The organism is Caballeronia sp. LZ035 (assembly GCF_031451175.1).
Classification (GTDB): Bacteria; Pseudomonadota; Gammaproteobacteria; order Burkholderiales; family Burkholderiaceae; genus Caballeronia.
This window is the reverse complement of record NZ_JARUXS010000001.1, coordinates 556,060-581,917: the sequence shown is the minus strand read 5'-3', so window position 1 is coordinate 581,917 and position 25,858 is coordinate 556,060. Positions and strand designations below refer to the sequence as shown.

Here is a 25,858-nt window from a genome sequence, read left to right as displayed (position 1 = left end):
CCATGCCCCACCGTCAGCCGGAAGGCCAGTCGAGCTCGCTCGTCGTCCGCAATCTGAAGAAGCGTTACGGCTCGCGCACGGTCGTGAAGGACGTCTCGCTCGACGTCAAAAGCGGCGAAGTGGTCGGCCTGCTGGGGCCGAACGGCGCGGGCAAGACGACTTCGTTCTACATGATCGTCGGCCTGGTGCCGCTCGACGCCGGCGAAATCCAACTCGACGGCAACTCGATCAGCCTGCTTCCGATTCATCAGCGCGCCCATCTTGGCCTGTCGTATCTGCCTCAGGAAGCGTCGGTGTTCCGCAAGCTCACGGTCGAGCAGAACATTCGTGCGGTGCTCGAGTTGCAGACCGACGAGACCGGCAAGCGCCTGTCCCGGGACGCCATCACGCAGCGCGCCGAAGCACTGCTCGACGAACTGCAGATCGCGCATTTGCGCGAGAACCCGGCGCTGTCGCTGTCGGGCGGCGAACGCCGGCGCGTGGAAATTGCGCGCGCGCTCGCAACCAATCCGAGCTTCATTCTGCTCGATGAACCGTTTGCGGGCGTCGATCCGATCGCCGTGCTGGAAATCCAGAAGATCGTGAAGTTCCTGAAACAGCGCAACATCGGCGTGCTGATTACGGACCATAACGTCCGCGAAACGCTCGGCATTTGCGATCACGCGTATATCATCAGCGACGGCAGCGTGCTCGCGGCCGGTGCGCCGGGCGAGATCATCGAGAATGAGAACGTGCGGCGCGTCTATCTCGGCGAACACTTCCGCATGTGACCGCTTTACCGCGCATGACACGCGCAGCGTGAAGTGCAAGCAGCAAAACTTACGTGCCGCCCCTCGGGCGGCACGTGTCTTTCTGGATTCGCCGCGAGGTTTCGCGCGCGTGGCAAACTCTCTACAATGAAGAAAACCTTGCCATGAAAGCCAGCCTCCAACTCCGCCTCTCGCAGCATCTTGCGCTGACCCCGCAACTGCAGCAGTCGATCCGGCTGCTGCAGTTGTCAACGCTCGAATTGCAGCAGGAGGTCGCCATGGCGATCTCCCAGAATCCGCTCCTCGAGAACGAAGACGACTGGATCGCCAGCCCGCTGCGGGTGGCGGCGGACGGTTCGCTCATCGCGGCTCCGGCGTCGTCCAGCACTCCGGGCGACTCGATGATGAGCAACGGCTCGTCCTCCAGCACGTCCAGTTCCGAACGCTCGGAGAACAGCGAGCCTCAGGGTGTCGACGAGTACAACGGCATGGGCTCGGACAGCAACTCGGACACGAGCTCGTGGAATCTGGAAGACTACGGCCGCTCGAGCAACGCCTCGGACGACGACGACCTTCCGCCGCTGCAGATCCACGAATCCACCACCACGCTGCGCGATCACCTGACTGCGCAGTTGCGCATGACGTCGGCGAATCAGCGGGATCGCGCGTTGATCACGTTTCTGATCGAGTCGCTCGACGAAGACGGTTATCTGACTTCGTCGCTCGATGAAATCCAGGCCGACCTGCCCGACGAGCTCGAAGTCGAAGTCGACGAATTGAGCGCGGCACTCGCGTTGCTGCAGAGTTTCGATCCGTCGGGCGTCGGCGGACGGTCGGCGTCGGAATGTCTGAAGCTGCAATTGCTGCGGCTGGACGCGTCGCCTACGCGCACGCTGGCGCTGGACATCGTCACGAACCATCTCGAACTGCTCGCCGCGCGCGACTTCACGCGGCTGCGCAAGCAGCTCAAGGCCAGCGACGACGCGCTGCGGGACGCGCACGTGCTGATCAAGTCGTTGGAGCCGTTTCCGGGCGCGGCGTATGGCAAGAGCGAGGCGGACTTCGTGGTGCCGGATATCCTGGTCAGGAAGACCACCGGCGGCTGGACCGCCGAACTGAATCCAGAGATCGTGCCGAAGCTGCGCATCAACCATCTGTACGCGAATATCTTGCGCAACAACCGTGGCGATCCGGGCAGCGGTTCGCTCCGCCAACAGCTTCAGGAAGCACGCTGGCTGATCAAGAATATTCAGCAAAGATTCGAGACGATCCTGCGTGTTGCACAGGCTATCGTCGAGCGTCAGAAGAACTTTTTTGCACATGGCGAAATCGCCATGCGCCCCTTGGTTTTGCGGGAGATTGCTGATACGCTGGGTTTACACGAGTCGACGGTTTCTCGTGTGACCACCGGGAAATACATGCTCACCCCGTTCGGGACGCTGGAGTTCAAGTTCTTCTTCGGCTCACACGTCTCGACCGACACAGGAGGCGCGGCATCGTCCACGGCGATCCGGGCCCTCATCAAGCAACTGATAGGAGCGGAAGAACCCAAAACTCCTCTTTCAGACAGCCGCATCGCCGAATTGCTGGCGGAACAAGGATTCGTGGTTGCGCGCCGCACCGTAGCCAAATACCGCGAAGCGCTCCGAATTCCGGCAGTGAATCTGCGCAAGTCTCTATGACCCGTCTCTGTAGTCCATTGCATATTGCGATGGGCGTTGACCGGCCGTCCCGCGAACGCGCGTACGAGCCGGCCGATGCGACCCGTTTTCCTAGCGCATTCCACTGAAGCGCTGAGGGATCGCACCGCGACCGGCATCGGACGAGCTTCGTGGCACACGGCCACTAGCTTGGAGAGCAACTATGAATCTGAAGATCAGCGGACATCACCTCGAATTGACGCCTGCGTTGCGCGAGTACGTGATCACGAAGCTGGACAGGGTGCTCCGTCATTTCGATCAAGTTATCGACGGCAACGTTGTCCTCTCGGTCGACAATCATAGGGAAAAGGACAAGCGCCAAAAGGCGGAAATCAACCTGCACCTGAAGGGCAAGGATATTTTCATCGAGAGTTGTGACGCTGATATGTACGCGGCAATCGACCTGATGGTCGACAAGCTCGACCGCCAGGTCATCAAGCACAAGGACAAGATCCAGGGCCACGCACACGAATCAGTGAAGTACCACGCGGAGCCGCAGAGCATCGAAGCGCCGTCGCCGTAATACTGATGAACGCATCGGCCAAACTCCGGCAGGCCCGCCGCCCGAATGACGGCGGGTACATTTGGAGGAAAACCTCGAATCGTCTGACACGCGCCTGACGGAGTGGTACCGAACAGAAGCCGCCTTGCCGGGCGGCTTTTTTGTTGCATTTTGGCTGTGATTCACCCAAGCCATTGATTTTCAGTGTTTTGTACTGCACATTGGATCGCCAACCGTACGTTTGCGCGGCGCACCATCGCGGTAAGGCCTGTTCTATAATGGTCCGGTAATTTTCGGGGCCACACGACCGGCACGCTGCAGGGAACCGCCGTCAGCGCACTTTCCGTTTCACATCGCCGTGAGCGCTTTCAGACAGCAGCCACGATGAGGAGCTATCAGGCCACGCATCAGCCTGCCAACATGAATCGCCTAGCCAAATTTCTTCCCATCGAGAACGTCGTTCTCGGACTGTCCGTTACCAGCAAGAAACGTGTATTCGAGCAAGCGGGCCTGATCTTCGAAAATCAGAACGGTATCGCCCGCAGTATCGTCACCGACAACCTCTTCGCTCGTGAAAGACTCGGCTCGACCGGCCTCGGCGAAGGCGTCGCCATTCCTCATGGCCGCATCAAGGGACTCAAGCAGCCGCTCGCCGCTTTCGTGCGACTGTCCGAACCCGTCGCGTTCGAGTCCCCCGACGGCCAGCCGGTCTCCCTCCTGATCTTCCTGCTCGTGCCCGAGCAGGCGACCCAGCAACATCTGGAAATTCTCTCGGAGATCGCGCAACTGCTCTCCGACAGCGAGGCGCGCGAGCGTCTGCACAAGGAAGAAGATCGTGAGGCGCTCTATCAAGTGCTCACGCAGTGGCAACCGTAATAGCCGCACGAACCTGAAGGAGCCGCGTCCAGAGCGCGTCCGTCCTGCTTTCGCATGGGACGCGCCTCGCTTGCGTCAGGCTTCTGGGGCACAATCGGTCAAAAGCAGCGCCATGCAGCGTATCGAAGCGACCCGCTTCGTCGTCAAGCGAAGGCTGCTCCCGGCTTCCAACGGAGTTCCGGCCTCATGGATACGTCCAGCATCAACGCCCAAAGTATTTTCGACGACAACGCCGCCACTCTGAAGCTCAGCTGGCTCACGGGGCATGAAGGCTGGGAGCGCGGTTTCTCGAGCGAAACCGTGGCGAACGCGACGTCGAGCGCCGACCTGGTCGGCCACTTGAACCTGATCCACCCGAACCGCATCCAGGTGCTCGGCGACGCCGAGATCAACTACTACCAGCGCCAATCCGACGAAGACCGTTCGCGCCACATGGCCGAACTGATCGCGCTCGAACCGCCGTTCCTGGTCGTCGCGGGCGAAGTCGGTGCGCCGCCGGAACTGGTCCTGCGCTGCACGCGCTCGTCGACGCCGCTGTTCACGACCCGCATGTCGGCGGCGGCGGTCATCGACAGCCTGCGCGCCTACATGTCGCGCATCCTCGCACCGCGCGCAACCTTGCACGGCGTGTTCATCGACATCCTCGGGATGGGCGTGCTGCTCACCGGCGACTCCGGTCTCGGCAAGAGCGAACTGGGCCTGGAACTCATCAGCCGGGGGCACGGGCTGGTGGCGGATGACGCCGTCGATTTCGTGCGGCTCGGCCCGGACTTCGTGGAAGGCCGCTGCCCGCCGCTGCTGCAGAATCTGCTCGAAGTGCGCGGCCTGGGCCTGCTCGACATCAAGACCATCTTCGGCGAAACCGCCGTGCGCCGGAAGATGAAACTGAAGCTGATCGTGCAGTTGGTGCGCCGTCCCGACGGCGAGTTCCAGCGCCTGCCGCTGGAAAGCCAGAGTGTCGACGTCCTGGGCCTGCCGATCAGCAAGGTGACCATTCAAGTGGCCGCGGGCCGCAACCTCGCCGTGCTGGTGGAAGCCGCGGTACGCAACACGATCCTGCAACTGCGCGGCATCGACACCTTGCGCGATTTCATGGATCGTCAGCGGCTCGCCATGCAGGATCCCGACAGCCAGTTTCCCGGCAAGCTGATCTGAAGCCGTCGCGAAGCGAAGATCGCAGCAACCGCGGCGATCATTTCGCGCCCGGATTCGAATCAAGAGCAGGTGCTAAGATTAAGCGAACGAGTCGATTCCCATGCGTATCATCCTGATTACCGGCATCTCCGGTTCCGGCAAGTCCGTTGCGCTGAACGCGCTGGAAGACGGCGGCTACTACTGCGTCGACAACCTGCCGCCGCGTTTCCTGCCCGAACTCGCCGCCCATCTCGCGAAGGAAGGACAGAGCCGACTGGCTGTCGCCATCGACGCGCGCTCCAGCCTTTCGCTCGATGAAGTCCCGAGCATCATCAACGCGCTCTCGGCCGAATACGACCTGCGCGTGCTCTTTCTGAACGCGAGCACGCAGTCCCTGATCCAGCGCTTTTCCGAAACGCGCCGGCGTCATCCGCTGTCTGGTCCGCCGATGCGCGAAGCCGACGTCGGCTTGCTGAACTCGCTGGCCGAAGCCATCGAGCGCGAACGCGAACTGGTCGCCGGCCTTGCAGAGTACGGGCATCAGATCGACACCAGCAACCTGCGCGCGAACGTGCTGCGCGCGTGGGTCAAGCGCTTCGTCGAAACCGATGCGGCCGACCTCACGCTGATGTTCGAATCGTTCGGCTTCAAACGCGGCGTGCCGCTCGACGCCGATCTCGTGTTCGATGTCCGCACGCTGCCCAACCCGTACTACGACCGCGAACTGCGTCCCTTCACCGGCCGCGACAAACCCATCATCGACTTTCTCTCGGCGCAACCGCTGGTCGGCGAGATGATCGAGGACATCGGGGCGTTCGTCGGCAAGTGGCTGCCGCGTTTTCGCGACGACAACCGCAGCTATCTGACGGTTGCGATCGGCTGCACGGGCGGCCAGCATCGTTCGGTGTTCATCGCGGAGGCGCTTGCCGCGCGTTTTCGCGACCAGGCCAATGTGATCGTGCGGCATCGTGACGCGCCCATCCCGGTGGATGGCGACGCGGTTCACGCGCGAACCTGATCGCCGCATCGGCGATCCACCCTGGAGGGACGCGATGTCTTCGATTCCCGCGAATCCGGTTTTGGACGATCTGCCGCTGTTTCCGCTTCACACCGTGCTGTTTCCCGGCGGCCTGCTGCCGCTCAAGATCTTCGAGGCGCGTTACCTGGACATGGCGCGCGCCTGTCTGCGCGAGCAATCGCCGTTCGGCGTCTGCCTGCTGAAAAGCGGACATGAAGTCGCTTCACCGGGCGATCCGTCGGTGCCGGAACCGGTCGGCTGTCTTGCCGAGATCGCCGAATGCGATGTCGATACCTTCGGCCTTTTGCTCGTGCAGGCGCGCGGCACGGCGCGTTTCAAGCTGATCGATCATCGGGTCGAGCCGAGCAACCTGCTGGTCGGCACCGTGCAGTTGCTGGAAGATGACCGGCCGTTGCAGGGCGCGGAAACGCTCGCCAAGTTCGGCGCGTGCGCGGAAGTGCTGGAGCGCATCATCGACACGATCAGGGAGCGCGAGCCGCAGAACCTGCCGTTCGTCGAACCCTTCCTGTTCGACGATCCCACGTGGGTGTCCAATCGCCTCTCCGAAATCCTGCCGATCCCGATGCGCGCCCGCCAGAAGCTCATGGAACTGATGGATGCCGGCGCCCGCATCGACGTCGTGCATCACTACATGCAGCACCATCAGTTGCTCTGACGCTTGGCTACGCCTCAGAGCAGCGAGCCGCTCAACGCGTCGAGCAGCTTGCGCACGGGCGCGGGCACGCCGTACGCATCGATCCGTGCAAGCGGCGCCCATACGGTTTCGACGTTCATCGCCTCGAGCGGCGCACCACGCGCGACGCCGATACGCGGCTCGATATCGAGCTTGAAATGGGTGAACGTGTGCGTCATCGGTGCCAGACGTTGTAACTGCTCAGCGCCGCCGAAGCGCTGCGCAAGCGTCGCGAGCGCCGTCTCGTCGGCCGCTTCGGGCAGGCTCCACAGGCCGCCCCAGACACCCGTGGGCGGACGCTTCTCCAGCAGCACCGCGTCGCCGTCCTTCAGTACCAGCATCCAGGTCTTGCGCGTCGGCACGGTCTTCTTCGGGCGAGCGGTGGGCAACTCCCGCTGACGCCCCTCGACCTTCGCGACGCAATCCGCCATGAACGGACAACGCGCGCAATCGGGCTTGCCGCGCACGCACAGCGTCGCGCCGAGATCCATCAGACCTTGCGTGTACGCGGTGACTTCATCCGGTTTCGCCGCATCCGGCAACAGCGATTCGGCAAGTGTCCATAGCGCGTCTTCCACGCGCTTTTCGCCCGTAAATCCTTCGACGCCGAATACCCGCGCCAGCACGCGCTTCACATTGCCGTCGAGAATCGTCGCGCGCGCGCTGAACGCAAACGACGCAATGGCGGCCGCCGTCGAACGGCCGATGCCCGGCAGTTCGGCCAGTTCGTCCACCGTTTGGGGAAACGCGCCGCCGTGCTCGTACGCAACCGCCTGCGCGCACCGATGCAGGTTGCGCGCCCGCGAGTAGTAGCCGAGGCCCGCCCAGAGCGCCATGACGTCGTCGAGCGGGGCATCGGCGAGCGCCGTCACCGAAGGAAACCGTTCGAGAAAGCGCGCGTAGTACGGGATCACGGTGGACACCTGCGTCTGCTGCAGCATGATCTCCGACAGCCAGATGCGATACGCGTCGCGCGTGTTTTGCCACGGCAGGTCGTGGCGGCCGTGAATGCGTTGCCACGCGATCAGGCGCGTGGAGAAATCGGTGAGAGCGAGCATCGGAATCAGCGTTGGCAGCGCGGGCAGAAGTAGGTGGAGCGTTGCCCCTGGACGATTTGTCGGATCGACGTGGCGCAGACGTGACACGGCAGGCCCGCGCGATCATAGACGAAGTAGTCGAGCTGGAAATAGCCCGATTCGCCATTGCTGCCGACGAAATCGCGCAAGGTGCTGCCGCCCTTCTCGATGGCGGCGGCGAGCGTCACGCGCACCGCGTCGGCGAGCAGATCGTAGCGCACGAGCGAGATGCGTCCGGCCGCGGTCGTCGGGCGAATGCCGGCGCGAAACAGGCTTTCGGATGCGTAGATGTTGCCCACGCCCACGACGATCCCGCCCGCCAGCAGCGCCTGCTTCACCGACACCTTGCGCCCGCGCGTCTCCCGGAACAGCAGCGCGCCCGAAAATTCCGGCGAGAACGGCTCGACGCCGAGACTCGCGAGCAGCGGATGATCGACCACGTCGCCATCGGCGCGCGGATGCCAGAGAATCGCGCCGAAACGACGCGGATCGCGAAAGCGCAGGATGAATTCGTCGAACACGATATCGACGTGATCGTGCTTCGCGGCGTCAGGCGGACGCGGCGTGTGGCGCAGGACGCGCAGCGTGCCGGTCATGCCGAGATGAACGATCAGCCAGCCCTCCACGGTTTCGAACAACAGGTACTTGCCGCGCCGTTCTACCCGCTCGATCTTCAGACGATCGAGCGTCTTCGGCAGGTGCGCCGGGATCGGCCAGCGCAACGTCGGAGTGCGGACTTCGACATGCTCGACGCGCCTTCCGGCGACATACGGTTCGATTCCCCGGCGGGTGACTTCGACTTCGGGCAGTTCGGGCATTTGTGTGGAGTGAGACTTGCTGGAGCGATGTGCCGGTATTTTAGCGACCGCGTTACAATCGACCGAAACATCGTCTGGAATTCCATGAACTCGTTCGTCATGAAGCTGTTTGCGAAGCGTCAGGCCGGCTTGGCGCAATCGTTCGCCATGCCTATGTCGCGCATCGCCGGCGCCGTCGCGCTCGCGATGTCAGCGCTTGCGTTCACGCCCGTACACGCTCAAGAACCCAATGCTTCACCCGTTCCGGGCGCAACCTCCGCTCCAGGTCCCGACGATCAGGCCGACGCGCAGAACGCCGCCGAGCTGCTCACCGCGCCCGTCAGCGGCAACGAAGCGCAGGACCTGCCGAACGTATCGATGTCCAGCCAGATCGTGTTCCAGGTTCTGGCCGCGGAAGTCGCCCTGCAGCGCGGTCAGCCCGCACCCGCATTCCAGACCTATCTCGCGCTTGCCCGCGACACCCACGATCCACGTTTCGCGCAGCGCGCGACCGAGATCGCCATCGCCGCGCAAAGCCCGAACGACGCACTCACCTCGGCACAACTCTGGCAGCAGTTCGCGCCGCATTCGGAGCGCGCGTCGCAACTGAGCGCGTCGCTGCAGATCGTCGCCGGCAAGCCGGAGGACGCGAAGCCCACGCTCGAGCGCGAACTTGCGAAAGTGGCGCCCGCACAGCGCGGCGAAGCGCTGTTGTCGTTGCAGGCGCTGCTGGCGCGCGGACCGAATCGCGTCGGCGGACTGAATGTATTGAAGGACCTGACCGCCAACGACCAGGACCGACCCGAAGCGCAACTCGCGCTCGCCCGCCAGCAACTGCTCGCCGACGATCAGCCGGGCGCGAAAGCCTCGCTCGAAAAGGCGCTGCAACTCAAGCCGGACTATCTGCCGGCCGCGCTGACGCTTGCACGCATGGGTCCGCAGGAACGTCAGGAAGGGATCGCTTCGTTCGAGAAGTATGTCGACAAGAATCCCAAATCGCATGATGCACGGCTTGCGCTGGCGCAGTTGTATCTGTCGGCCGACCGGCTCGACGACGCGCAGAAGCAGTTCGAGATCATGCGCAAGAACGATGCGAAAGACCTGACGCCCCTGATGGCGCTCGCGCTCATCAACATTCAGAAGAAGCAGTTCGACAAGGCGCAGGATTACCTGAACCAGTACGCGAAAGCCGCGGAGAACACGCCCGGCGCGGACCCGGGACAGGCGTATATCTATCTGGCGCAGATGGCGCTGGAGCAGAAGAACGACGACGTGGCGAGCCAGTGGCTCGACCGCATTCCGCGCACGAGCCCGCAATACCTGCCCGCGCAGATCACGCGCGCGCAGATCCTCGCGAAGCAAGGCAAGGTCGACGAAGCTCGCGCGCTGCTCGGCAATCTGCAAAGCTCCGACCCGCGCGACCTCGCATTGCTCGCGCGCACGGACTCGGCCATTCTGTTCGAGGCGCATCGCTATCCGGAAGCGGAAGCGAATCTCGCGAAGGCCGTCGCGGCCTTTCCCGACGATCCCGATCTCATCTACGACTACGCAATGGCCGCCGAGAAGAACGGCCATTTCGACGTGATGGAAACGCAGTTGCGCACGTTGATGCGCACCCAGCCGAACAATCCGCAGGCCTACAACGCGCTGGGTTATTCGCTGGTCGATCGTAATCAGCGGCTCGACGAAGCCGTGAAGCTGATCGAGAAAGCGGTCGCGCTCGCGCCCAACGACGCCTTCATCATGGACAGCCTCGGCTGGGCGCGCTTCCGTCAGGGCAACGCGGCGGAAGCGGAGAAGATTCTGTCGAGCGCCTACAAGATTCAGCCGAATGCAGAGATCGGCGCGCATCTGGGCGAAGTCCAGTGGAAATCCGGCCAGCAAGACGAGGCGCGCGCCACGTGGCGCCAGGCGCAAAAGCTCGAACCGGACAACGACACGCTCGTCAAAACGCTCAAACGACTTCAGGTAAACGATCTTTGATGGCATTCGACTTTCTCGCCGGCGCATCCCTTCGACGCGGTGCGCTTGGCCTCGCAACCGTACTCGCGATGTCCGGTTGCGCGCTCCAGCCGCGGCTTCCGACGACGTCCAGCGCCAGCACGTCCCTTTCGACGCAGACGAGCCGTGACTACCACGGCCGCTTCGCGGTGCAGTACAACGACCAGAACGGCGTGCAGCGCAACGCGTACGGCAACTTCGACTGGCAGGAAACCGGCGACACCGTCACGCTGCAATTGCGCAATCCGCTCGGCCAGACGATGGCGATCGTGACTTCGTCGCCGTCGCTGGCCACGCTCGAACTGCCGAACCGGCAGCCCGCCACCGCCGACAACGTGTCGCAGTTGATGCAGAACACGCTGGGCTTCGCGCTGCCGGTGGAAGGTCTGCGCTACTGGCTGCAGCCCTCGGCCGCGCCCACTTCACGCGCGCAGACCACGCTCGATCCCGAAGCTAACAATGGCCGGCCGAAGGAGATCAAGCAGGACGGCTGGACGATCGACTATCTCGCCTATGCCGACGCGCCCGCAAGCGGCGTCAAGCGCGTGAATCTCTCGCGCAGCGAACCGCCGCTCGACATCAAGCTGGTGCTCGACCAGTAACGTTTTCGCACCTCGTCCGACACTCCGCATGTCCGTAACCCACGATTCGCTCCGTGACTGTCTCGCGCCTGCGAAGCTGAACCTCTTCCTGCACATCACGGGACGCCGTCCGGACGGCTATCACTCGTTGCAGACGGTCTTCCAGTTGCTCGACTGGGGCGACCGCCTGCACTTCACGCGGCGCGACGACGGCGTCATCCACCGCAAGACCGACGTGCCCGGCGTCGCCGAATCCGACGACCTCGTGGTGCGCGCTGCCCGCCTGCTTCAGCAGTACACGGGCGTGAGGCATGGCGTAGATATCGAGATCGACAAGCGCCTGCCGATGGGCGCGGGCCTCGGCGGAGGGAGTTCCGACGCGGCCACGACTCTTTTGGCGTTGAATCGTCTCTGGGGTGTTGATCTTTCGCGTGAGATTCTGCAGAATCTCGGCCTGCAACTCGGCGCGGACGTGCCGTTTTTTGTCTTCGGGCAAAATGCTTTCGCAGAAGGAGTGGGCGAGGCGCTGCAAGCAGTAAAACTGCCGCAACGTTTCTTCCTGGTGGTGAATCCTGCTGTCCACGTCCCAACCGCGGCGATTTTCTCCGAAAAAAGCTTGACACGGGATACGAAAGTCGCCACAATGATGGACTTTCTTGCACAGCAAAGGTCAGACACTAACTGGCCAGACAGCTTCGGTCGGAACGACATGCAGGCTGTAGTTGCGGGAAAGTACGCGGAAGTTGCGCAAGTGCTCGAGTGGTTTTCCAATCTCGCGCCAGCGCGAATGACCGGATCTGGAGCAAGCGTGTTTGCCGCTTTCCCCAGTCGAGCCGAAGCAGAAATGGCGCAAGTCAAACTGCCGGCAAGCTGGAAGAGCGTGGTAACGGCAAGTCTGGATTCTCATCCTCTCTTCGCTTTCGCGTCATAAGGTTTTGTTTTGCCGGGACTGTCCTACACTTCCCGGCGAAGCTCAAAGTTAGTGTAGGGGAGTCGCCAAGTTGGTCAAGGCACCGGATTTTGATTCCGGCATGCGAGGGTTCGAGTCCTTCCTCCCCTGCCATTCTTTTTCTCGCGTTTTTCCTCTCGCCCCCAGCCGCAGACAGGTGCACGATGAGCAGTGACGGCCTGATGGTTTTTACTGGCAACGCCAATCCCGCGCTTGCACAGGAAGTCGTCAAAATCCTTGGAATCCCACTTGGCAAAGCGATGGTCAGCCGTTTCTCCGACGGCGAGATCATGGTCGAGATTCAGGAAAACGTTCGAGGCAAAGACGTATTCGTGCTGCAGTCCACCTGCGCTCCCACGAACGACAATCTGATGGAACTGATGATCATGGTCGATGCGCTCAAGCGCGCATCCGCTGGCCGGATCACCGCAGCCATCCCCTACTTCGGCTATGCACGCCAGGACCGCCGTCCGCGTTCCGCGCGTGTGGCCATCTCGGCGAAGGTCGTCGCGAACATGCTGGAAATTGCCGGCGTCGATCGCGTGATCACCATGGACCTTCACGCCGACCAGATTCAAGGCTTCTTCGACATCCCCGTCGACAACATCTACGCCACGCCCGTCCTGCTCGGTGATCTGCGCAAGCAGAATCACGACCATCTGCTGGTCGTGTCGCCGGACGTCGGCGGTGTGGTGCGGGCGCGTGCGCTCGCGAAGCAACTGAACACCGACCTCGCGATCATCGACAAACGTCGTCCGAAAGCGAATGTCGCCGAAGTGATGAACATCATCGGTGAAGTCGACGGCCGTACCTGCGTCATCATGGACGACATGGTCGACACCGCCGGCACGCTGTGCAAGGCTGCGCAAGTGCTGAAGCAGCGCGGCGCCAAGCAGGTTTTCGCCTACGCCACCCACCCGGTCCTGTCGGGCGGCGCGGCGGCGCGCATCACGGCATCGGAACTGGATGAACTCGTCGTGACGGACACCATTCCGCTCTCGGCCGAGTCCCTGGCGTGCGCAAAGATTCGCCCGCTGTCGAGCGCGGGCCTGCTTGCGGAGACGTTCTCGCGCATCCGGCGCGGCGATTCGGTGATCTCGCTGTTCGCTGAAGGTTAAGCAGAATTGGCGAAAAGACGCGAAGCCCTCGAGCTTCGCGTCTTTTTGCATGATCGGTGCGGACGTACGAAGGTTCGCATCGCTTGTTGTGGGATCACACCTTTTCGATGATCCCGGTTTCCCTGCCTGGTCGCGGGCAGATAGAGGAGTCAAACATGAAAGTCGTCGCTTTCGAGCGTAGCAAGCAAGGTACGGGTGCGAGCCGCCGCCTGCGCAACTCGGGCAAGACCCCGGGTATCGTGTACGGTGGTGCTGCGGACGTTCAACTGGTCGAACTCGATCACAACGCCCTGTGGCATGCCCTGAAGAAAGAAGTGTTCCATTCGTCGATCCTGGAACTGGAAGTGGCTGGCAAGTCGCAACAGGTTCTCCTGCGCGACGTGCAATACCACCCGTTCAAGCAGTACGTGCTGCACGTGGATTTCCAGCGCGTTGACGCGAACAAGAAGCTGCACACCAAGGTACCGCTGCACTTCATGAACCAGGAAACCAACCCGGCCGTGAAGCTGTCGGGCGCGGTGATCAGCCACGTCGTGACGGAACTGGAAGTGGAATGCCTGCCGGCAGACCTGCCTGAGTTCCTGGAAATCGATCTGGCCAAGATCGAAGCCGGCCAGACGATGCACGCCAAGGACATCACGCTGCCGAAGGGCGTGAGCCTGACGATCGCCGTCGACGCAGAAAACCCGGTGGTGGCTTCGGCGACCATTCCGGCTGCCGTCGTGTCGGAAGAGTCTGGCGAAGCAGCCCAAGGCGAAACGCCGGCTGCCGAATAAGCGTCTTTATCGCTATCCTCTCGATCCGTCCGCAAGGGCGGTCGACGTGACCCGCCGGTGCGCAAGCCCGGCGGGTCTTTTTTTGGCTATTGACCAAGCGGGCCTTCGGGCTTGCGCTGATTCGACATGATCAAGCTGATCGTCGGCCTGGGCAATCCAGGCGCCGAGTACACCGCGACGCGGCATAACGCGGGCTTCTGGTTCGTCGACCAACTGGCGCGCGACGCCGGCGCCACGCTGCGCGACGAACGCCGTTTCCACGGCTTCTACGGCAAGGGACGCCTGCACGGCCACGAAGTGCATCTGCTGGAACCGCAGACCTTCATGAATCGCTCGGGGCAATCGGTGGTCGCGCTCGCGCAGTTCTTCAAGATCCTGCCCGACGAAATCCTCGTTGCGCACGACGAACTCGACCTGCCGCCCGGCACCGTCAAGATGAAGCTCGGCGGTGGCAGCGGCGGTCACAACGGCCTCAAGGACATCTCCGCGCATCTGTCGTCGCAACAGTACTGGCGCCTGCGTATCGGCATCGGGCATCCACGCGATCTGATTCCGGAAGGCGCGCGGGCGGGCGCGAAGCCCGATGTCGCGAACTTCGTGCTGAAGCCGCCGCGTCGCGAAGAACAGGACGTGATCGATCAGTCGATCGAGCGCGCGCTTGCCGTGATGCCCTTCGTCGTCGCCGGGGAAACCGAGCGCGCGATGATGAACCTGCACCGTAACCCCTGACTGGAGCCGACCGTGAGCCGTTTCTGGAGCGACATCGTTCATCGACTGACGCCGTATGTGCCGGGCGAACAGCCCGCGCTGGCGCATCCCGTCAAGCTGAATACCAACGAGAATCCCTATCCGCCGTCGCCGCGCGTGCTCGAGGCGATTCGCAGCGAGCTTGGCGAGGACGGCGCGTCGTTGCGCAAGTATCCCGACCCGACCGCGCGCGCGTTGCGTGAAACCGTCGCGCGGCATCATGGCCTGCGCGTCGAGCAGGTGTTCGTCGGCAACGGGTCGGACGAAGTGCTGGCGCATGCATTCCAGGCGCTGTTGAAGCACGAGCGGCCGATCGCCTTCCCCGACATCACCTACAGCTTCTATCCGGTCTATGCGCAGCTGTACGGCGTGGACTACCGGACGATCCCGCTGAACGCGGACTTTGCCATCGATGTCGACGATTACCGTGCGCCGAGCGGCGGCGTTCTGCTGCCGAATCCGAACGCGCCGACCGGCCGCGCCTTGCCGCTGTCCGAGATCGAAGTGCTGCTGAAGGCGAATCCGGACGTGCCGGTGATCGTCGATGAAGCGTATGTGGATTTCGGCGCGGAATCGGCCGTGAGTCTGATCGACGCCTATCCGAACCTGCTGGTCGTGCAGACGACGTCGAAGGCGCGCTCGCTGGCCGGCATGCGCGTGGGCTTCGCATTCGGCGATGCCGGGTTGATCGAAGCGCTGACGCGCGTGAAGGACAGCTTCAACTCCTATCCGCTCGACCGCCTGGCGCAGGTCGCGGCGCAAGCTTCGTATGAGGATCCGTCGTGGTTCGAGCAGTGCTGCGCGAAGGTCGTGGCGAGCCGCGAAACGCTCGTGGCGCAGCTACAGGAACTGGGTTTCGACGTGCTGCCGTCCGCTGCGAATTTCGTGTTCGCGAAGCATCCTGCGCACGACGCCGCGACGCTCGCCGCCGCGCTCAAGACTCGGGAGATCTTCGTGCGTCACTTCAGGCTGCCGCGCATCGACCAGCATCTGCGGATCTCGATCGGCACGCCGGCCGAATGCGATGCGCTCATCGCAGCCTTGAAGGAAGTGATCGGCTGAGCGGAGGAAGGGCTTACTCGCCCTTCGCCGCCATCAACGCGCGGTATTTGACGAGCAACTGTTCGGGCGTTTCGACGTGCGCCGGATCGCGCGGAATGCATTCGACGGGACACACCTGCTGGCACTGCGGCTCGTCATAGTGCCCGACACACTCCGTGCATTTGTTCGGGTCGATCACGTAGATCTCGGGACCCATCGAAATGGCGTCGTTCGGGCACTCGGGCTCGCAAACGTCGCAGTTGATGCACTCGTCGGTGATGATCAAAGACATGCTTCACTCTCTTGCGCCGGTTCTCTCACCGGCATGAAACCCGCGCGCCCGGTTGTCCGGGTGGCGGGTCCGGCGCATCAGGGCGCCGCGGAATCCTTCTGCGACAGGATAACCACTTTATCGGTCAGCCGCTTTTCCACCGACGGGAACACGAACTTGCTGACATCGCCGCCCAGCTGCGCAATCTCGCGCACGATCGTCCCCGAGATGAACTGGTATTGATCGGACGGCGTCATGAACATCGTCTCGACGTCGGGCAGCAAATAGCGGTTCATGCCGGCCATCTGGAATTCGTATTCGAAGTCCGACACGGCCCGCAGGCCGCGCACGATGACACGCGCGTTGTTCTTGCGCACGAAGTCCTTCAGCAACCCGGTGAAGCTGCTCACCTGCACGTTCGGATAGTGCCCGAGCACGTCGTGTGCGATATCCAGCCTTTCCTGCAGCGAGAAAAACGGCTTCTTCGCCCGGCTGTCCGCCACGCCCACGACGAGCTGATCAAAAATGCTCGATGCGCGCCGGACGATGTCCTCATGCCCGCGAGTCAGCGGGTCGAACGTTCCCGGATACACGGCGACAACCATGAGCTTCTCCTCTTCCAATTGACCTTGGGCCGCGTCGTTGCGACGACCTGTTCTGCTTCATTCCCCGCCCAGCCGGATGCGCCGGTTTGGGGAACGCGCATTATTCCTCATTTTGGCGGCGCAGCAAATGATAGCGAACCGCACCTGCCTTGCCATCGCGCACGACCGACCAGCCGGTTAGCGCGTCGATCTGCGACACGTCCAGCACATCGCCGCACTCGACATAGAGCGCGCCGTCTGTGTTGATGAGCGGCACCGCCCGTTCGAGCGCGCGCAAGAGCAACGCCTGATCGCCGAATGGCGGATCCAGGAAGACGACGTCGAAGCTGCCGGGCGCGAGACTCGCGGCCAGGCGCAGCGCATCGGCTTCGGCGATCTCGATGTTGCGCGCGCCGAGCTTCGCCTGGTTCGCGCGCATCTGCGCGGCGGCTTTCGTGTTGCGCTCGACCATCAGCACGCGCGCGGCGCCGCGCGACGCCGCTTCAAAACCGAGCGCCCCGCTGCCGGCGAACAGGTCGAGACAGTGCTGCCCGCTCATGTCCTGGCCCAGCCAGTTGAAGAGCGTCTCGCGCACGCGGTCGGGCGTGGGACGCAGGCCGTCGAGATCGAGCACCGGCAGCGGCGTGCGCTTCCAGTCGCCGCCGATGATGCGGATGGTGTGAGGTTTGCCGCCGCGCGAAGGCGTATGGCTGGGCAGGACGGAACGAGTGGTTGAGGAGCGAGGCATGAGGCAACAGGATTCGATTCTGGGCGCGCAGTCTTCGTCAAGCTTGCGTTTGTTTTCATGCGGTTTTCGTGCGCATCGAGCGCCCACGTTACCACAGCGGCCCGCCGTGCCGCGAACCGTGCGCTTGCGCCCCGGAAGGGGCTCTCCGCGCCTGATAAAATACGCGGCTTCCATTCCTTCGCGCGGGCTTGCCGGCGAGGCGCCCGACGGGCGCACGCGACAGGCCGACGGATGACGCGCGCATCATCGCCACGTACCCATGTTCAGCTTCTTCAAGAAATTCAAAAAGCCGGCTGACGAGCCGCTCGATACGCCCGAGGACTCGTTGCCCGAGGCGTCCGGCGAGGAAGAAGTGTCCGACGCCGAACTCGAACGGCAGGCGCTCGCGGCGGAAGAAGCGCTGCAGGATGAACCTGCTGCGGCACCGGCGCCTGTTGCTGAGCCTGAGCCCACACCTAAGCCGACGCCTACTCCTGCACCTGTCCCGTCAGCGCACGCCGAAGACGCGAAGCCATACTGGCAAGGCCGCACGCAGTCGCAATGGTCACGCGGCCCGGAAACCGATCAGGCCAGCGAGGAAATCGTGCCGCCGCCCGAAGCCGACCCGGCCGCCCGGAAGTCCTGGCTCTCGCGTCTGCGTCACGGCCTGTCGAAGACGAGTTCCAACCTGACGGGCATCTTCGTCAGCGCGAAGATCGACGAAGATCTGTACGAAGAACTCGAGACCGCGCTGCTGATGTCCGACGCCGGCATCGATGCCACCGAATTCCTGCTCGAATCGCTGCGCGAGAAAGTGCGCTCGGAGCGTCTGACCGAGGCGTCGCAGGTCAAGGCCGCGCTGCGTGAACTGCTGATCGATCTGCTGCGCCCGCTCGAAAAGTCGCTGATGCTCGGCCGCGCGCAGCCGCTGGTGATGATGATCGCGGGCGTGAACGGGGCGGGCAAGACGACGAGTATCGGCAAGCTCGCCAAGCATCTGCAGCGCTTCAACCAGTCCGTGCTGCTGGCCGCCGGCGACACCTTCCGCGCCGCCGCGCGCGAACAGTTGATGGTCTGGGGCGAACGCAACAACGTGACGGTCATCGCGCAGGAAAGCGGCGATGCCGCCGCGGTGATCTTCGACGCGGTCGGTGCGGCACGCGCCCGCAAGATCGACGTCATGATGGCCGACACCGCCGGACGCCTGCCCACGCAATTGCACTTGATGGAAGAGTTGCGCAAGGTGCGCCGCGTGATCGCGAAGGCCATGCCCGATGCGCCCCACGAAGTGCTGCTCGTGATCGATGCGAACACCGGCCAGAACGCGCTTGCGCAAGTGAAGGCGTTCGACGACGCGCTCGGCCTCACCGGCCTGATCGTCACGAAGCTGGATGGCACGGCGAAGGGCGGCATCATCGCGGCCATCGCGCGGCAGCGGCCGATTCCGGTCTATTTCATCGGCGTGGGCGAGAAGGTCGAGGATCTGCAGCCGTTCAGCGCGGAAGAGTTCGCGGACGCATTGCTGGGTTGAATGCGGGGTCTGCCGAAAGAGAAAGGGCGTTCAAGGCGAACGCCCTTTTTTTATCGCGCGAGGAGCAATGACGCCGCGATCCACCACATCACGCAGCCCACGATCACATCCAGCACGCGCCACGACACGTCCTTCTCGAACCATGGTTCCAGCAAGCGCGCGCCATAGCCGAGCGCGGTGAACCAGATGACTGACGAAGCCATCGCGCCCGCCGCGAACCATGTATTGCCGGGCCAGCCACGTTGCGCGCCGATGCCGCCCAGCAGCACGACCGTGTCGAGATAAACGTGGGGATTGAGCAGCGAGAGCGCCAGCACCGTCGACGCCGCGCCGAGCGCCGTCTGCGTTTCGCCGTCCGCCGCATGCAGATGTCCGGCGCCGCGCCAGGCCGCGAGGAACGCGCGCACGCCGTACAGGAACACGAAGATCGCGCCCGCCCAGCGGATCACGTCGAGCAGCACGGGCGCCCGCGAAATGAGCGCGCCCATGCCGCCGACGCCCAGCGCGATCAACAGCACGTCGATCGCCGCGCAGATCGACACGACGACGCCGACATGCCTGCGCTTCAACCCTTGCCGCAGCACGAAGGCATTCTGCGCGCCGATCGCCATGATGAGACTCGCGCCGAGCCCTGCGCCCGACAGCAAACCCGACAGCGCACCGGCCGAAACCGCCGCTGTCATTCCGCGTCCGGCTGTTGCCCCGGCGCGGCCCGGGCGAAGGCGTCCAGCGCGCCCGCGTGATCCGCGATGCGCTCGATGGTCGGGTAACGGCCCACATCGATGCCGAAACGCCGCGCATTGAACACCTGCGGCACGAGGCACAGATCGGCGACGGTGGGCGTGTCGCCGAACGTTAGCGCGCCGACGCGCCGGTCCGTGGCGAGCCGCTGTTCGAGCGAATCGAAGCCGGCTTCCACCCAGTGCCGATACCACGCATCCTTCGCTTCGTCGGGCACCTTGACCTGATGCTTCAGGTACTTGAGGACGCGCAGATTGTCGAGCGGATGGATTTCGCACGCGACCTGCAGCGCCACCGAACGCACGAATGCGCGATCCGACGGCTGCTTCGGCAGCAGCGGCGGCTCCGGATGCGTTTCCTCGAGGTATTCGATGATCGCGAGCGACTGCGTGAGCGTGTCGTCGCCATCGACGAGCGCCGGCACGATGCCGTCCGGATTCACCGCGCGATAGTCGGCCTTGAGCTGTTCGCCGCCGTCGCGCAGCAGGTGGATGGCGGCGTACTCGTAGTCGAGCCCCTTGAGGTTCAGCGCGATGCGCACGCGATACGCCGCCGAACTGCGGAAATAGCTGTAGAGCTTCATGGCCGCGGGCTCAGACCACACGCACCGAAAATTCGCCGATGCCGTCCACGCCGCCCTTCAGCAAATCGCCCTTCACGACCGCGCCGACACCTTCGGGCGTGCCGGTGAAGATGAGATCGCCGGGGAACAGCTCGAACAGCGTGGACAGATAGGCCACCGTCTCGCCCACCGACCAGATCAGCTGCGAGATGTCCGAGCGCTGCTTTTCCTCGCCGTTGACGGTCAGCCAGATCGCGCTCTTTTCCAGGTGCCCGACCTTCGACACGGGGTGAATGGGACCGATCGGCGCGGAGTGGTCGAAACCCTTCGCGGTGTCCCACGGACGACCGAGTTTCTTGGCTTCGGCCTGCAGGTCGCGGCGGGTCATGTCGAGTCCGAGCGCGTAGCCGTAGACGTATTCGAGCCCGCGTTCGGCGGGAATGTCCTTGCCCTGCTTGCCGATCGCCGCGACCAGCTCCATCTCGAAATGCAGGTTCTTCGTCTGCGACGGATACGGAAACTCGCCGGTGGCGCCGGGCGCGACATTCAGTACGGCGTCGGCCGGCTTGCCGAAGAAGAACGGCGGCTCGCGGTCCGGATCGTGACCCATTTCACGCGCGTGGGCCTCGTAGTTGCGCCCGACGCAGTAGATGCGGCGCACGGGAAACTGCTCGTTCGAACCGTCGACGGGCACGGCCGCGGCCGGCGCCGGAGAAAACACATAAGTCATCCCGCTCTCCTGTAGCTGATGTAGCTGATGTCTGGATTGGCAAAGCTTGAACGCGCGGTTCGGCCGCACGCTGCGTGAGAAGGAGGAGTTTAACGTGCGCGCGCAACTCGTGGCGAGGCCCGTGCGCCTTGCGCGGCGCGGCTTTCAGAGCTTTCGGCGCGCTGGCGCGAAGCATGCCGGAGGAAGATGGCGCCAAGCCGTCAGACGAATGACGCGCCTGACCGAAGACCGTCGCAACTTGCGTACGCCCGCCAAATGCGGTACTGAATGTTATTCCTGCACCCTGAAAATGCGCGGCGGCATCGCTCACAAAGACGCATCCGAATATACGTGAGCGCCCGGCCCGCGCCCCTCTCCGATGACCGACTCCGCTCTTCCCGTCTTGCCCTGCGCACGCTACATCAAGGAAATCGGCCGTGGACCGAACGGCGCACGCGCCCTCTCGCACGACGACACCTACGCACTCTACGAAGCGATGCTCGACGACCGCGTACCCGAGCTCGAACTCGGCGCTGTGCTGCTCGCGTATCGCGTGAAAGGCGAAACATCCGCCGAACTGAACGCCATGCTGGCGGCCGCGCATCGCTCGTTCGAGCCCTTGCACGTCCAGGACGGCCGCGAACACGCGCGGCCGGTCTCCATCCCGAGCTACAACGGCGCGCGCAAGACCCCGAATCTCGTGCCGCTGCTGTCGCTCCTGCTGGCGCGCGAGGGCGTGCCCGTGCTGGTGCACGGCGTCAGCGACGATCCCGGCCGCATCACCAGCGCCGAGATCTTCGCCGAACTGGGCATCGCGCATGCCGCTTCGCACGACGAGATCGAAGACAGCCTCGCCTCGCGCCGCCTGGCGTTCGCGCCCATCACCGTGCTCGCGCCGAAGCTCGCGCGAATGCTGGCGCTGCGGCGCCGGATGGGCGTGCGCAATTCGACCCATACCCTCGTCAAGATTCTCCAGCCGTTCGCGGAGCCGGGGCTGAGACTCGTCAACTACACGCATCCGGAATATCGCGACAGCCTCACCGGCCTGTTCACCGCCCATCCGGAAGCTGCGGCGGGCGGCGCGCTGCTGGCGCGCGGCACGGAAGGCGAGGCGGTCGCGGACACACGGCGCCAGGTACAGGTGGACTGGTTTCACGACGGCCGCGTCGACACGCTGCTCTCCCCGGAGCATTCGCAGGCGCACGCGCCGCATGTGGATCTGCCCGAAGCGCTGGACGCGGCGACCACCGCGCGCTGGACCGAATGCGTGTTGCGGGGCGATATTCCAGTGCCGCCAGCGGTCTCGCGGCAGGTGGAAGTGATCAGCGACGTGGTGCGCAGGACCGCCTGAACCGCCGACCGGTATCGAACTCCCCATTTGACACGGTATTCAACGGTGGTTTAAAGTCGAGCGCATGAGCTTCACCCCCCAAGCCTCCCTCCGAATTATTTCGGGCCGCCTAGCGCGGCCCCTATCGCTACGTCTAGCGTAAGTCGCCAGACGTAGCGCCGTGCGTCGCAAGGCGCCCGGTCCTCCGCCCGTTTTTCGCCGTTCCCGAAGTTCCTTTCTCACCACCTGTAGTCGTCAGTGTTTCGTTCGCGCATCCCGCGAAACGGAAACGCGAGGGTCACATGCACGCTGCTTTGCGCACGTTCACGTTGGTCGCAGGCGTCACCATCGCTGGTGATCCGTGCGAACGCGCGCACCGCCCGGTTTCTCGTGCATCCCGCCATGCCCGGCCAGCCGCCGGACACGGCCTCTCTCGCAGGCGCTACGCAAACCGTCCGAAAAGAGGTCGACGATCATGATGCCGAGCCCCGCCGAGAAATACCGCCCGTTCCCGCAAGTCCGCCTCAATGGCCGCCGCTGGCCCAACCGCACGATCGAACGCGCACCCATCTGGATGAGCACCGACCTGCGCGACGGCAATCAGTCGCTGATCGAGCCGATGAGCATCGCCGCCAAGCTCGAATTCTTCGAGATGCTGGTGAAGATCGGGTTCAAGGAAATCGAAGTGGGGTTCCCTTCGGCATCGCAGACGGATTTCGATTTCGTCCGCAAGCTGATCGACGAAAAACGCATTCCCGAGGACGTCAGCATCGAAGTGCTGGTGCAATCGCGGCGCGAACTCATCGAACGCACGTTCGAAGCCGTCGAAGGCGCGAGCAAGGTGATCGTGCATCTCTATAACGCGATCGCGCCGTCGTTCCGCAAGATCGTGTTCAACCAGTCGAAGGACGAGGTGAAGGCGCTGGCGGTCGACGGTACGCGCATGATCAAGGAATGCGCGGCCACCCGGCCCGGCACGCACTGGACCTATCAGTACTCGCCCGAAACCTTCAGCATGACCGAGCTGCCGTTCGCGCGCGAAGTGTGCGATGCCGTCGCGCAGATGTGGCGGCCGACGCCCGATCACAAGATGATCGTCAACCTGCCCGCCACGGTCGAGGCCGCGACGCCCAACGTCTTCGCCGACCAGATCGAATGGATGGACCGCAATATGGGCTTCCGCGACAGCATCGTGTTGTCGGTGCATCCGCATAACGACCGCGGCACGGCGGTCGCGGCCGCGGAACTCGCGGTGCTGGCGGGCGCGGATCGCGTCGAAGGCTGCCTGTTCGGCAACGGCGAGCGCACAGGCAACGTCGATCTCGTGACCCTCGCGCTCAATCTCTACACGCAAGGCATCGATCCGGGCCTCGATTTCTCGGACATCGATGCCGTGCGACGGCTGGTCGAGCGCTGCAACCAGATTCCGGTGCATCCGCGTCATCCGTACGCCGGCGACCTCGTGTTCACCGCGTTTTCGGGTTCGCATCAGGACGCGATCCGCAAGGGCTTCGCGCAGCGCGAAGCGGGCACCGTGTGGGAGATTCCCTATCTGCCGATCGATCCCGCCGATCTCGGCCGCAGCTACGACGCCGTGATTCGCGTGAATAGCCAGTCGGGCAAGGGCGGCGCGACCTATCTGCTCGAACGCGGCCTCGGCTTCACGCCGCCGCGCCGGGTGCAGATCGAATTCAGCCACGCCGTGCAGCAGGTCACCGATGCCTCGGGCGCGGAAATCGGCGGCGAGGCGATCTGCGAACTCTTCAAGCGCGAGTATTTCGATGCGGGCGGGCCGGTGTCGCGTGTGGATGCGGCGACGCTGTCGGTGTTCGGCAAGCGTGTCACGGTGCCGGGCGCGGCGAGCGCCTCGAATGCGGCGAGCGGCGATGCATGGGCGCGGACGGTCGCGTCCGCGCTGGGCATCGAGGCCAGCGTCAACTGGTTCGAAACGGCCGTGACGGCGGGCGGCGATACGGCGGCGTTCGTTGGCTGCCGGGTGGGCGACGGGCAGATGCGCTTCGGCGTCGCGGTGCATGCGAATCCGGCGCTGGCGGTCGCCGATGCGGTCGTGAGCGCGGTGAACCGCTCGAAAGGCATCAGGCAGGCGGAGCGGCAAGACGAGACGGTGGAGACGGCGTAACGCCGGGGTGGGTGGCGGCGCGCCGTGCTATTCGAGCGCAACGCGCGTCGCCTGAAGCGCCGGTAGCTGCTACTTCCCTTCGCAAATGAGGGCGGTGCGCGGAACTACTCGAGCGCCACGCGCGTCGCCTGAAGCGCCGGCAGCTTCTGCTTCCCGTCGCAAATGAGGGCGGTGCGCGGAACTACTCGAGCGCCACGCGCGTCGCCTGAAGCGCCGGCAGCTGCTACTTCCCGTCGCAAATGAGGGCGGTGCGCGTCGCTAGTCGAGCGCCACGCGCGTCGTCGCCTGAAGCGCCGGCAGCTTCTGCTTCCCGTCGCAAATGAGGGCGGTGCGCGGCGCTCTTCAAGCGTTTTTCACTACTCGAGCGCAACCCGCGTCGCCTGCAGCGCCAGCAGCTGCCACTGCCCTTCGCTCTGGACATGAACTGCGGTATAGGCGATGGGAAACAGCAGCGCACCGTTCTTCGATTCCATTTCGATCAACGCCCGCCCCGACACCAGGCAAGTATCGCGGCCTGCAGCAAAGACATCCTGAGACTGGATTTCGATCTGGCGATACCGGCGCCGGCCCGCGGTAATCGCGTCGATGAACTGGCGCTTCGTTTCCCGCTTGCCGTTGGTGTGGACATAGCTGACGTTCTCGGCCAGCAGCGCGTCGAGCGCCTGGCCGTCGCCTTCGACCATGGCCCGGAAGCGGTCGCGCTCGAGGTCGCGAATGGCCTCAATGGTTTTTGCCGGCATCTGTCGGTCCCCTTGTGTCGAGGAACCGCTGCGCCGGCGCCTCGTCAGAAGTTGTATTGCAGATAGAGCTGGCTGAAATTTATACCAGGATTCGGCTCTTTGATACTGGCGTTCGAGAGATGCTGGAAGCGGAAACCGGCCTGATAGTTCTGCTTCTCACCGAAGATCATGCCGACGCCGACCATATCGGCGAACTGGAACGCGGTCGACACGGTGAAGTCCTGCGTGATGCGCGTGTGCGACAGCAGCCGCACCCCCACGCCCGCCTCGATGAACGGCCGGAAGTAGCCCGAGCTCTTCACGAAGCGCAGCACCGGCGTGAGGCCGAACTCCCAGATGTTCGGATGCACGGCATTGTCTTCAGTGGTGTGCCAGTAGGACACATGGCCCTCGCCGACGACCGTGAAGTGGAAACCGCCGATTTCCCACCAGGTAAGGCCGGGATCCCAGACCAGGCCGAGATCGGCTTTCTTGATGTCGCGATCCGCGACGCCGCCGGCAACCTGCACGCCGAACCGGTCAGCATGCGCGGCAGCCGAGGCGAGGCCGAACGCGGCGCAGACAACCAGACGGGACAGCGGACTCAGCCAGGAACTCTTTTTTTTATGCATGGGCACCCCATATGCTCCGATGACAGGCGGGTTCACGAGACGACAGTTGTCTGGCGGATTCTAGAGACGTTTTAAAACAATTGCAGGATTTGCTGCCACCTTACACTTTTAGTTGAATATTCTTTCGTCTGATCGCTTTAAACAGGAAATACA

The 25,858-nt window shown here is 63.7% G+C and carries 28 protein-coding genes and 1 tRNA gene; 19 read left to right on the top strand and 10 right to left on the bottom strand.

From position 1 onward, the window contains the following. Nucleotides 1-2 precede the first annotated feature (2 nt). The 7 genes from lptB (at nt 3) to QCE88_RS02795 (ending at nt 6,655) form a co-directional block, all read left to right on the top strand. A complete protein-coding gene (gene lptB, locus QCE88_RS02825) occupies nt 3-770 on the top strand; it encodes an LPS export ABC transporter ATP-binding protein (protein ID WP_309898983.1) in 768 nt (255 codons plus the stop codon). Nucleotides 771-913: 143 nt separating this feature from the next. Continuing rightward, complete coding sequence (locus QCE88_RS02820; protein WP_309898981.1) at nt 914-2,431, top strand: RNA polymerase factor sigma-54; 1,518 nt, start codon at nt 914-916, stop codon at nt 2,429-2,431. A 181-nt stretch (nt 2,432-2,612) separates the two neighbouring features. After that, nucleotides 2,613-2,972: a ribosome hibernation-promoting factor, HPF/YfiA family gene (gene hpf, locus QCE88_RS02815; protein ID WP_309807131.1), complete on the top strand. Its 360-nt coding sequence runs from the start codon at nt 2,613-2,615 to the stop codon at nt 2,970-2,972. Between the two features lie 399 nt (nt 2,973-3,371). Next, nucleotides 3,372-3,827 (top strand): PTS IIA-like nitrogen regulatory protein PtsN, encoded by a 456-nt coding sequence (gene ptsN, locus QCE88_RS02810; protein WP_309898979.1) that lies wholly within the window; start codon nt 3,372-3,374, stop codon nt 3,825-3,827. Nucleotides 3,828-4,013: 186 nt separating this feature from the next. Beyond that, nucleotides 4,014-4,982 (top strand): HPr(Ser) kinase/phosphatase, encoded by a 969-nt coding sequence (hprK, locus tag QCE88_RS02805; protein ID WP_309830300.1) that lies wholly within the window; start codon nt 4,014-4,016, stop codon nt 4,980-4,982. 100 nt (nt 4,983-5,082) lie between these two features. Next, nucleotides 5,083-5,979, top strand: coding sequence for an RNase adapter RapZ (rapZ, locus tag QCE88_RS02800; RefSeq protein ID WP_309898977.1), 897 nt, complete (start codon nt 5,083-5,085; stop codon nt 5,977-5,979). A 34-nt stretch (nt 5,980-6,013) separates the two neighbouring features. Then, nucleotides 6,014-6,655 carry an LON peptidase substrate-binding domain-containing protein gene (locus QCE88_RS02795; protein WP_309898974.1) on the top strand — a complete coding sequence of 214 codons (642 nt, stop codon included), beginning with the start codon at nt 6,014-6,016 and terminating at the stop codon, nt 6,653-6,655. A gap of 14 nt (nt 6,656-6,669) precedes the next feature. Here the strand turns inward: QCE88_RS02795 and mutY are convergent, their stop codons facing one another. Beyond that, nucleotides 6,670-7,731, bottom strand: coding sequence for an A/G-specific adenine glycosylase (mutY, locus tag QCE88_RS02790; protein WP_309898972.1), 1,062 nt, complete (start codon nt 7,729-7,731; stop codon nt 6,670-6,672). Between the two features lie 5 nt (nt 7,732-7,736). Then, nucleotides 7,737-8,567, bottom strand: coding sequence for a bifunctional DNA-formamidopyrimidine glycosylase/DNA-(apurinic or apyrimidinic site) lyase (gene mutM / locus QCE88_RS02785; protein ID WP_309903349.1), 831 nt, complete (start codon nt 8,565-8,567; stop codon nt 7,737-7,739). 84 nt (nt 8,568-8,651) lie between these two features. Between mutM and QCE88_RS02780 the strand changes: the two genes are divergently transcribed. The 8 genes from QCE88_RS02780 to hisC all read left to right on the top strand — a co-directional run bounded on the left by QCE88_RS02780 (nt 8,652) and on the right by hisC (nt 15,780). Further along, nucleotides 8,652-10,529: a tetratricopeptide repeat protein gene (locus QCE88_RS02780; protein WP_309898971.1), complete on the top strand. Its 1,878-nt coding sequence runs from the start codon at nt 8,652-8,654 to the stop codon at nt 10,527-10,529. Then, the gene (lolB, locus tag QCE88_RS02775) at nt 10,529-11,149 is read left to right on the top strand and encodes a lipoprotein insertase outer membrane protein LolB (RefSeq protein WP_309898969.1); all 621 of its coding nucleotides are present in this window, start codon (nt 10,529-10,531) and stop codon (nt 11,147-11,149) included. The genes QCE88_RS02780 and lolB overlap by 1 nt, the downstream gene beginning before the upstream one ends. A gap of 28 nt (nt 11,150-11,177) precedes the next feature. Beyond that, nucleotides 11,178-12,059 (top strand): 4-(cytidine 5'-diphospho)-2-C-methyl-D-erythritol kinase, encoded by an 882-nt coding sequence (gene ispE, locus QCE88_RS02770; protein ID WP_309898967.1) that lies wholly within the window; start codon nt 11,178-11,180, stop codon nt 12,057-12,059. Nucleotides 12,060-12,114: 55 nt separating this feature from the next. Next, nucleotides 12,115-12,191, top strand: a tRNA-Gln gene (locus QCE88_RS02765). A 50-nt stretch (nt 12,192-12,241) separates the two neighbouring features. Continuing rightward, nucleotides 12,242-13,195 (top strand): ribose-phosphate pyrophosphokinase, encoded by a 954-nt coding sequence (locus QCE88_RS02760; RefSeq protein WP_309898965.1) that lies wholly within the window; start codon nt 12,242-12,244, stop codon nt 13,193-13,195. Nucleotides 13,196-13,350: 155 nt separating this feature from the next. After that, on the top strand, nt 13,351-13,971 hold the full coding sequence (locus QCE88_RS02755; RefSeq protein WP_309903347.1) for a 50S ribosomal protein L25/general stress protein Ctc: 621 nt from the start codon (nt 13,351-13,353) through the stop codon (nt 13,969-13,971). Between the two features lie 126 nt (nt 13,972-14,097). After that, the gene (gene pth, locus QCE88_RS02750; protein WP_309807121.1) at nt 14,098-14,700 is read left to right on the top strand and encodes an aminoacyl-tRNA hydrolase; all 603 of its coding nucleotides are present in this window, start codon (nt 14,098-14,100) and stop codon (nt 14,698-14,700) included. 12 nt (nt 14,701-14,712) lie between these two features. After that, nucleotides 14,713-15,780, top strand: coding sequence for a histidinol-phosphate transaminase (gene hisC / locus QCE88_RS02745; protein WP_309898963.1), 1,068 nt, complete (start codon nt 14,713-14,715; stop codon nt 15,778-15,780). A gap of 13 nt (nt 15,781-15,793) precedes the next feature. Here hisC and QCE88_RS02740 read toward each other — a convergent pair whose 3' ends face one another. The 3 genes from QCE88_RS02740 to rsmD form a co-directional block, all read right to left on the bottom strand. Beyond that, nucleotides 15,794-16,051 (bottom strand): YfhL family 4Fe-4S dicluster ferredoxin, encoded by a 258-nt coding sequence (locus tag QCE88_RS02740; RefSeq protein WP_309807119.1) that lies wholly within the window; start codon nt 16,049-16,051, stop codon nt 15,794-15,796. A gap of 77 nt (nt 16,052-16,128) precedes the next feature. Beyond that, complete coding sequence (gene coaD / locus QCE88_RS02735; RefSeq protein ID WP_309807118.1) at nt 16,129-16,635, bottom strand: pantetheine-phosphate adenylyltransferase; 507 nt, start codon at nt 16,633-16,635, stop codon at nt 16,129-16,131. A gap of 100 nt (nt 16,636-16,735) precedes the next feature. Next, entirely contained in the window at nt 16,736-17,362 is a 627-nt protein-coding gene (gene rsmD, locus QCE88_RS02730) for a 16S rRNA (guanine(966)-N(2))-methyltransferase RsmD (protein ID WP_309898960.1), read from the bottom strand. 259 nt (nt 17,363-17,621) lie between these two features. Here rsmD and ftsY point away from each other — a divergent pair, with 259 nt between their 5' ends. Continuing rightward, the gene (gene ftsY, locus QCE88_RS02725; RefSeq protein WP_309898958.1) at nt 17,622-18,872 is read left to right on the top strand and encodes a signal recognition particle-docking protein FtsY; all 1,251 of its coding nucleotides are present in this window, start codon (nt 17,622-17,624) and stop codon (nt 18,870-18,872) included. A 50-nt stretch (nt 18,873-18,922) separates the two neighbouring features. On the opposite strand, the gene QCE88_RS02720 is transcribed toward ftsY, so the two are convergent. From QCE88_RS02720 to QCE88_RS02710, 3 genes are read right to left on the bottom strand one after another with little or no spacing between them, the layout of a single operon-like run. Further along, nucleotides 18,923-19,555, bottom strand: a complete 633-nt coding sequence (locus QCE88_RS02720) for a LysE/ArgO family amino acid transporter (protein WP_309898956.1) — start codon at nt 19,553-19,555, stop codon at nt 18,923-18,925. Further along, on the bottom strand, nt 19,552-20,196 hold the full coding sequence (maiA, locus tag QCE88_RS02715; RefSeq protein WP_309898954.1) for a maleylacetoacetate isomerase: 645 nt from the start codon (nt 20,194-20,196) through the stop codon (nt 19,552-19,554). The genes QCE88_RS02720 and maiA overlap by 4 nt, the downstream gene beginning before the upstream one ends. Before the next feature lie 10 nt (nt 20,197-20,206). Then, nucleotides 20,207-20,905: a fumarylacetoacetate hydrolase family protein gene (locus QCE88_RS02710; protein ID WP_309898953.1), complete on the bottom strand. Its 699-nt coding sequence runs from the start codon at nt 20,903-20,905 to the stop codon at nt 20,207-20,209. A gap of 46 nt (nt 20,906-20,951) precedes the next feature. On the opposite strand from QCE88_RS02710, the gene QCE88_RS02705 reads away from it, so the two are divergent. From QCE88_RS02705 to leuA, 3 genes are all read left to right on the top strand, one after another. Further along, nucleotides 20,952-21,239 (top strand): hypothetical protein, encoded by a 288-nt coding sequence (locus QCE88_RS02705; RefSeq protein ID WP_309898951.1) that lies wholly within the window; start codon nt 20,952-20,954, stop codon nt 21,237-21,239. A gap of 24 nt (nt 21,240-21,263) precedes the next feature. Beyond that, on the top strand, nt 21,264-22,235 hold the full coding sequence (gene ybiB, locus QCE88_RS02700; protein WP_309898949.1) for a DNA-binding protein YbiB: 972 nt from the start codon (nt 21,264-21,266) through the stop codon (nt 22,233-22,235). A 454-nt stretch (nt 22,236-22,689) separates the two neighbouring features. Beyond that, nucleotides 22,690-24,354: a 2-isopropylmalate synthase gene (leuA, locus tag QCE88_RS02695; protein ID WP_309898947.1), complete on the top strand. Its 1,665-nt coding sequence runs from the start codon at nt 22,690-22,692 to the stop codon at nt 24,352-24,354. Nucleotides 24,355-24,710: 356 nt separating this feature from the next. On the opposite strand, the gene QCE88_RS02690 is transcribed toward leuA, so the two are convergent. After that, nucleotides 24,711-25,094, bottom strand: coding sequence for a nuclear transport factor 2 family protein (locus tag QCE88_RS02690; RefSeq protein ID WP_309898945.1), 384 nt, complete (start codon nt 25,092-25,094; stop codon nt 24,711-24,713). Between the two features lie 44 nt (nt 25,095-25,138). Then, nucleotides 25,139-25,705, bottom strand: a complete 567-nt coding sequence (locus tag QCE88_RS02685; protein WP_309898943.1) for an acyloxyacyl hydrolase — start codon at nt 25,703-25,705, stop codon at nt 25,139-25,141. Between the last annotated feature and the right edge of the window lie 153 nt (nt 25,706-25,858).

Bases quoted from the DNA above. Each gene is read 5' to 3' on its own strand.
- mutM (WP_309903349.1), bottom strand. From the start codon at position 8,567: ATGCCCGAACTGCCCGAAGTCGAAGTCACCCGCCGGGGAATCGAACCG.
- lolB (WP_309898969.1), top strand. From the start codon at position 10,529: ATGGCATTCGACTTTCTCGCCGGCGCATCCCTTCGACGCGGTGCGCTT.
- QCE88_RS02685 (WP_309898943.1), bottom strand. From the start codon at position 25,705: ATGCATAAAAAAAAGAGTTCCTGGCTGAGTCCGCTGTCCCGTCTGGTT.
- hpf (WP_309807131.1), top strand. From the start codon at position 2,613: ATGAATCTGAAGATCAGCGGACATCACCTCGAATTGACGCCTGCGTTG.
- QCE88_RS02755 (WP_309903347.1), top strand. From the start codon at position 13,351: ATGAAAGTCGTCGCTTTCGAGCGTAGCAAGCAAGGTACGGGTGCGAGC.
- maiA (WP_309898954.1), bottom strand. From the start codon at position 20,196: ATGAAGCTCTACAGCTATTTCCGCAGTTCGGCGGCGTATCGCGTGCGC.
- pth (WP_309807121.1), top strand. From the start codon at position 14,098: ATGATCAAGCTGATCGTCGGCCTGGGCAATCCAGGCGCCGAGTACACC.
- leuA (WP_309898947.1), top strand. From the start codon at position 22,690: ATGATGCCGAGCCCCGCCGAGAAATACCGCCCGTTCCCGCAAGTCCGC.
- QCE88_RS02780 (WP_309898971.1), top strand. From the start codon at position 8,652: ATGAACTCGTTCGTCATGAAGCTGTTTGCGAAGCGTCAGGCCGGCTTG.
- QCE88_RS02710 (WP_309898953.1), bottom strand. From the start codon at position 20,905: ATGACTTATGTGTTTTCTCCGGCGCCGGCCGCGGCCGTGCCCGTCGAC.
- lptB (WP_309898983.1), top strand. From the start codon at position 3: ATGCCCCACCGTCAGCCGGAAGGCCAGTCGAGCTCGCTCGTCGTCCGC.
- mutY (WP_309898972.1), bottom strand. From the start codon at position 7,731: ATGCTCGCTCTCACCGATTTCTCCACGCGCCTGATCGCGTGGCAACGC.
- QCE88_RS02690 (WP_309898945.1), bottom strand. From the start codon at position 25,094: ATGCCGGCAAAAACCATTGAGGCCATTCGCGACCTCGAGCGCGACCGC.
- QCE88_RS02720 (WP_309898956.1), bottom strand. From the start codon at position 19,555: ATGACAGCGGCGGTTTCGGCCGGTGCGCTGTCGGGTTTGCTGTCGGGC.
- QCE88_RS02760 (WP_309898965.1), top strand. From the start codon at position 12,242: ATGAGCAGTGACGGCCTGATGGTTTTTACTGGCAACGCCAATCCCGCG.
- ybiB (WP_309898949.1), top strand. From the start codon at position 21,264: ATGACCGACTCCGCTCTTCCCGTCTTGCCCTGCGCACGCTACATCAAG.
- QCE88_RS02820 (WP_309898981.1), top strand. From the start codon at position 914: ATGAAAGCCAGCCTCCAACTCCGCCTCTCGCAGCATCTTGCGCTGACC.
- QCE88_RS02795 (WP_309898974.1), top strand. From the start codon at position 6,014: ATGTCTTCGATTCCCGCGAATCCGGTTTTGGACGATCTGCCGCTGTTT.
- rsmD (WP_309898960.1), bottom strand. From the start codon at position 17,362: ATGCCTCGCTCCTCAACCACTCGTTCCGTCCTGCCCAGCCATACGCCT.
- ptsN (WP_309898979.1), top strand. From the start codon at position 3,372: ATGAATCGCCTAGCCAAATTTCTTCCCATCGAGAACGTCGTTCTCGGA.
- coaD (WP_309807118.1), bottom strand. From the start codon at position 16,635: ATGGTTGTCGCCGTGTATCCGGGAACGTTCGACCCGCTGACTCGCGGG.
- ftsY (WP_309898958.1), top strand. From the start codon at position 17,622: ATGTTCAGCTTCTTCAAGAAATTCAAAAAGCCGGCTGACGAGCCGCTC.
- ispE (WP_309898967.1), top strand. From the start codon at position 11,178: ATGTCCGTAACCCACGATTCGCTCCGTGACTGTCTCGCGCCTGCGAAG.
- hprK (WP_309830300.1), top strand. From the start codon at position 4,014: ATGGATACGTCCAGCATCAACGCCCAAAGTATTTTCGACGACAACGCC.
- QCE88_RS02740 (WP_309807119.1), bottom strand. From the start codon at position 16,051: ATGTCTTTGATCATCACCGACGAGTGCATCAACTGCGACGTTTGCGAG.
- rapZ (WP_309898977.1), top strand. From the start codon at position 5,083: ATGCGTATCATCCTGATTACCGGCATCTCCGGTTCCGGCAAGTCCGTT.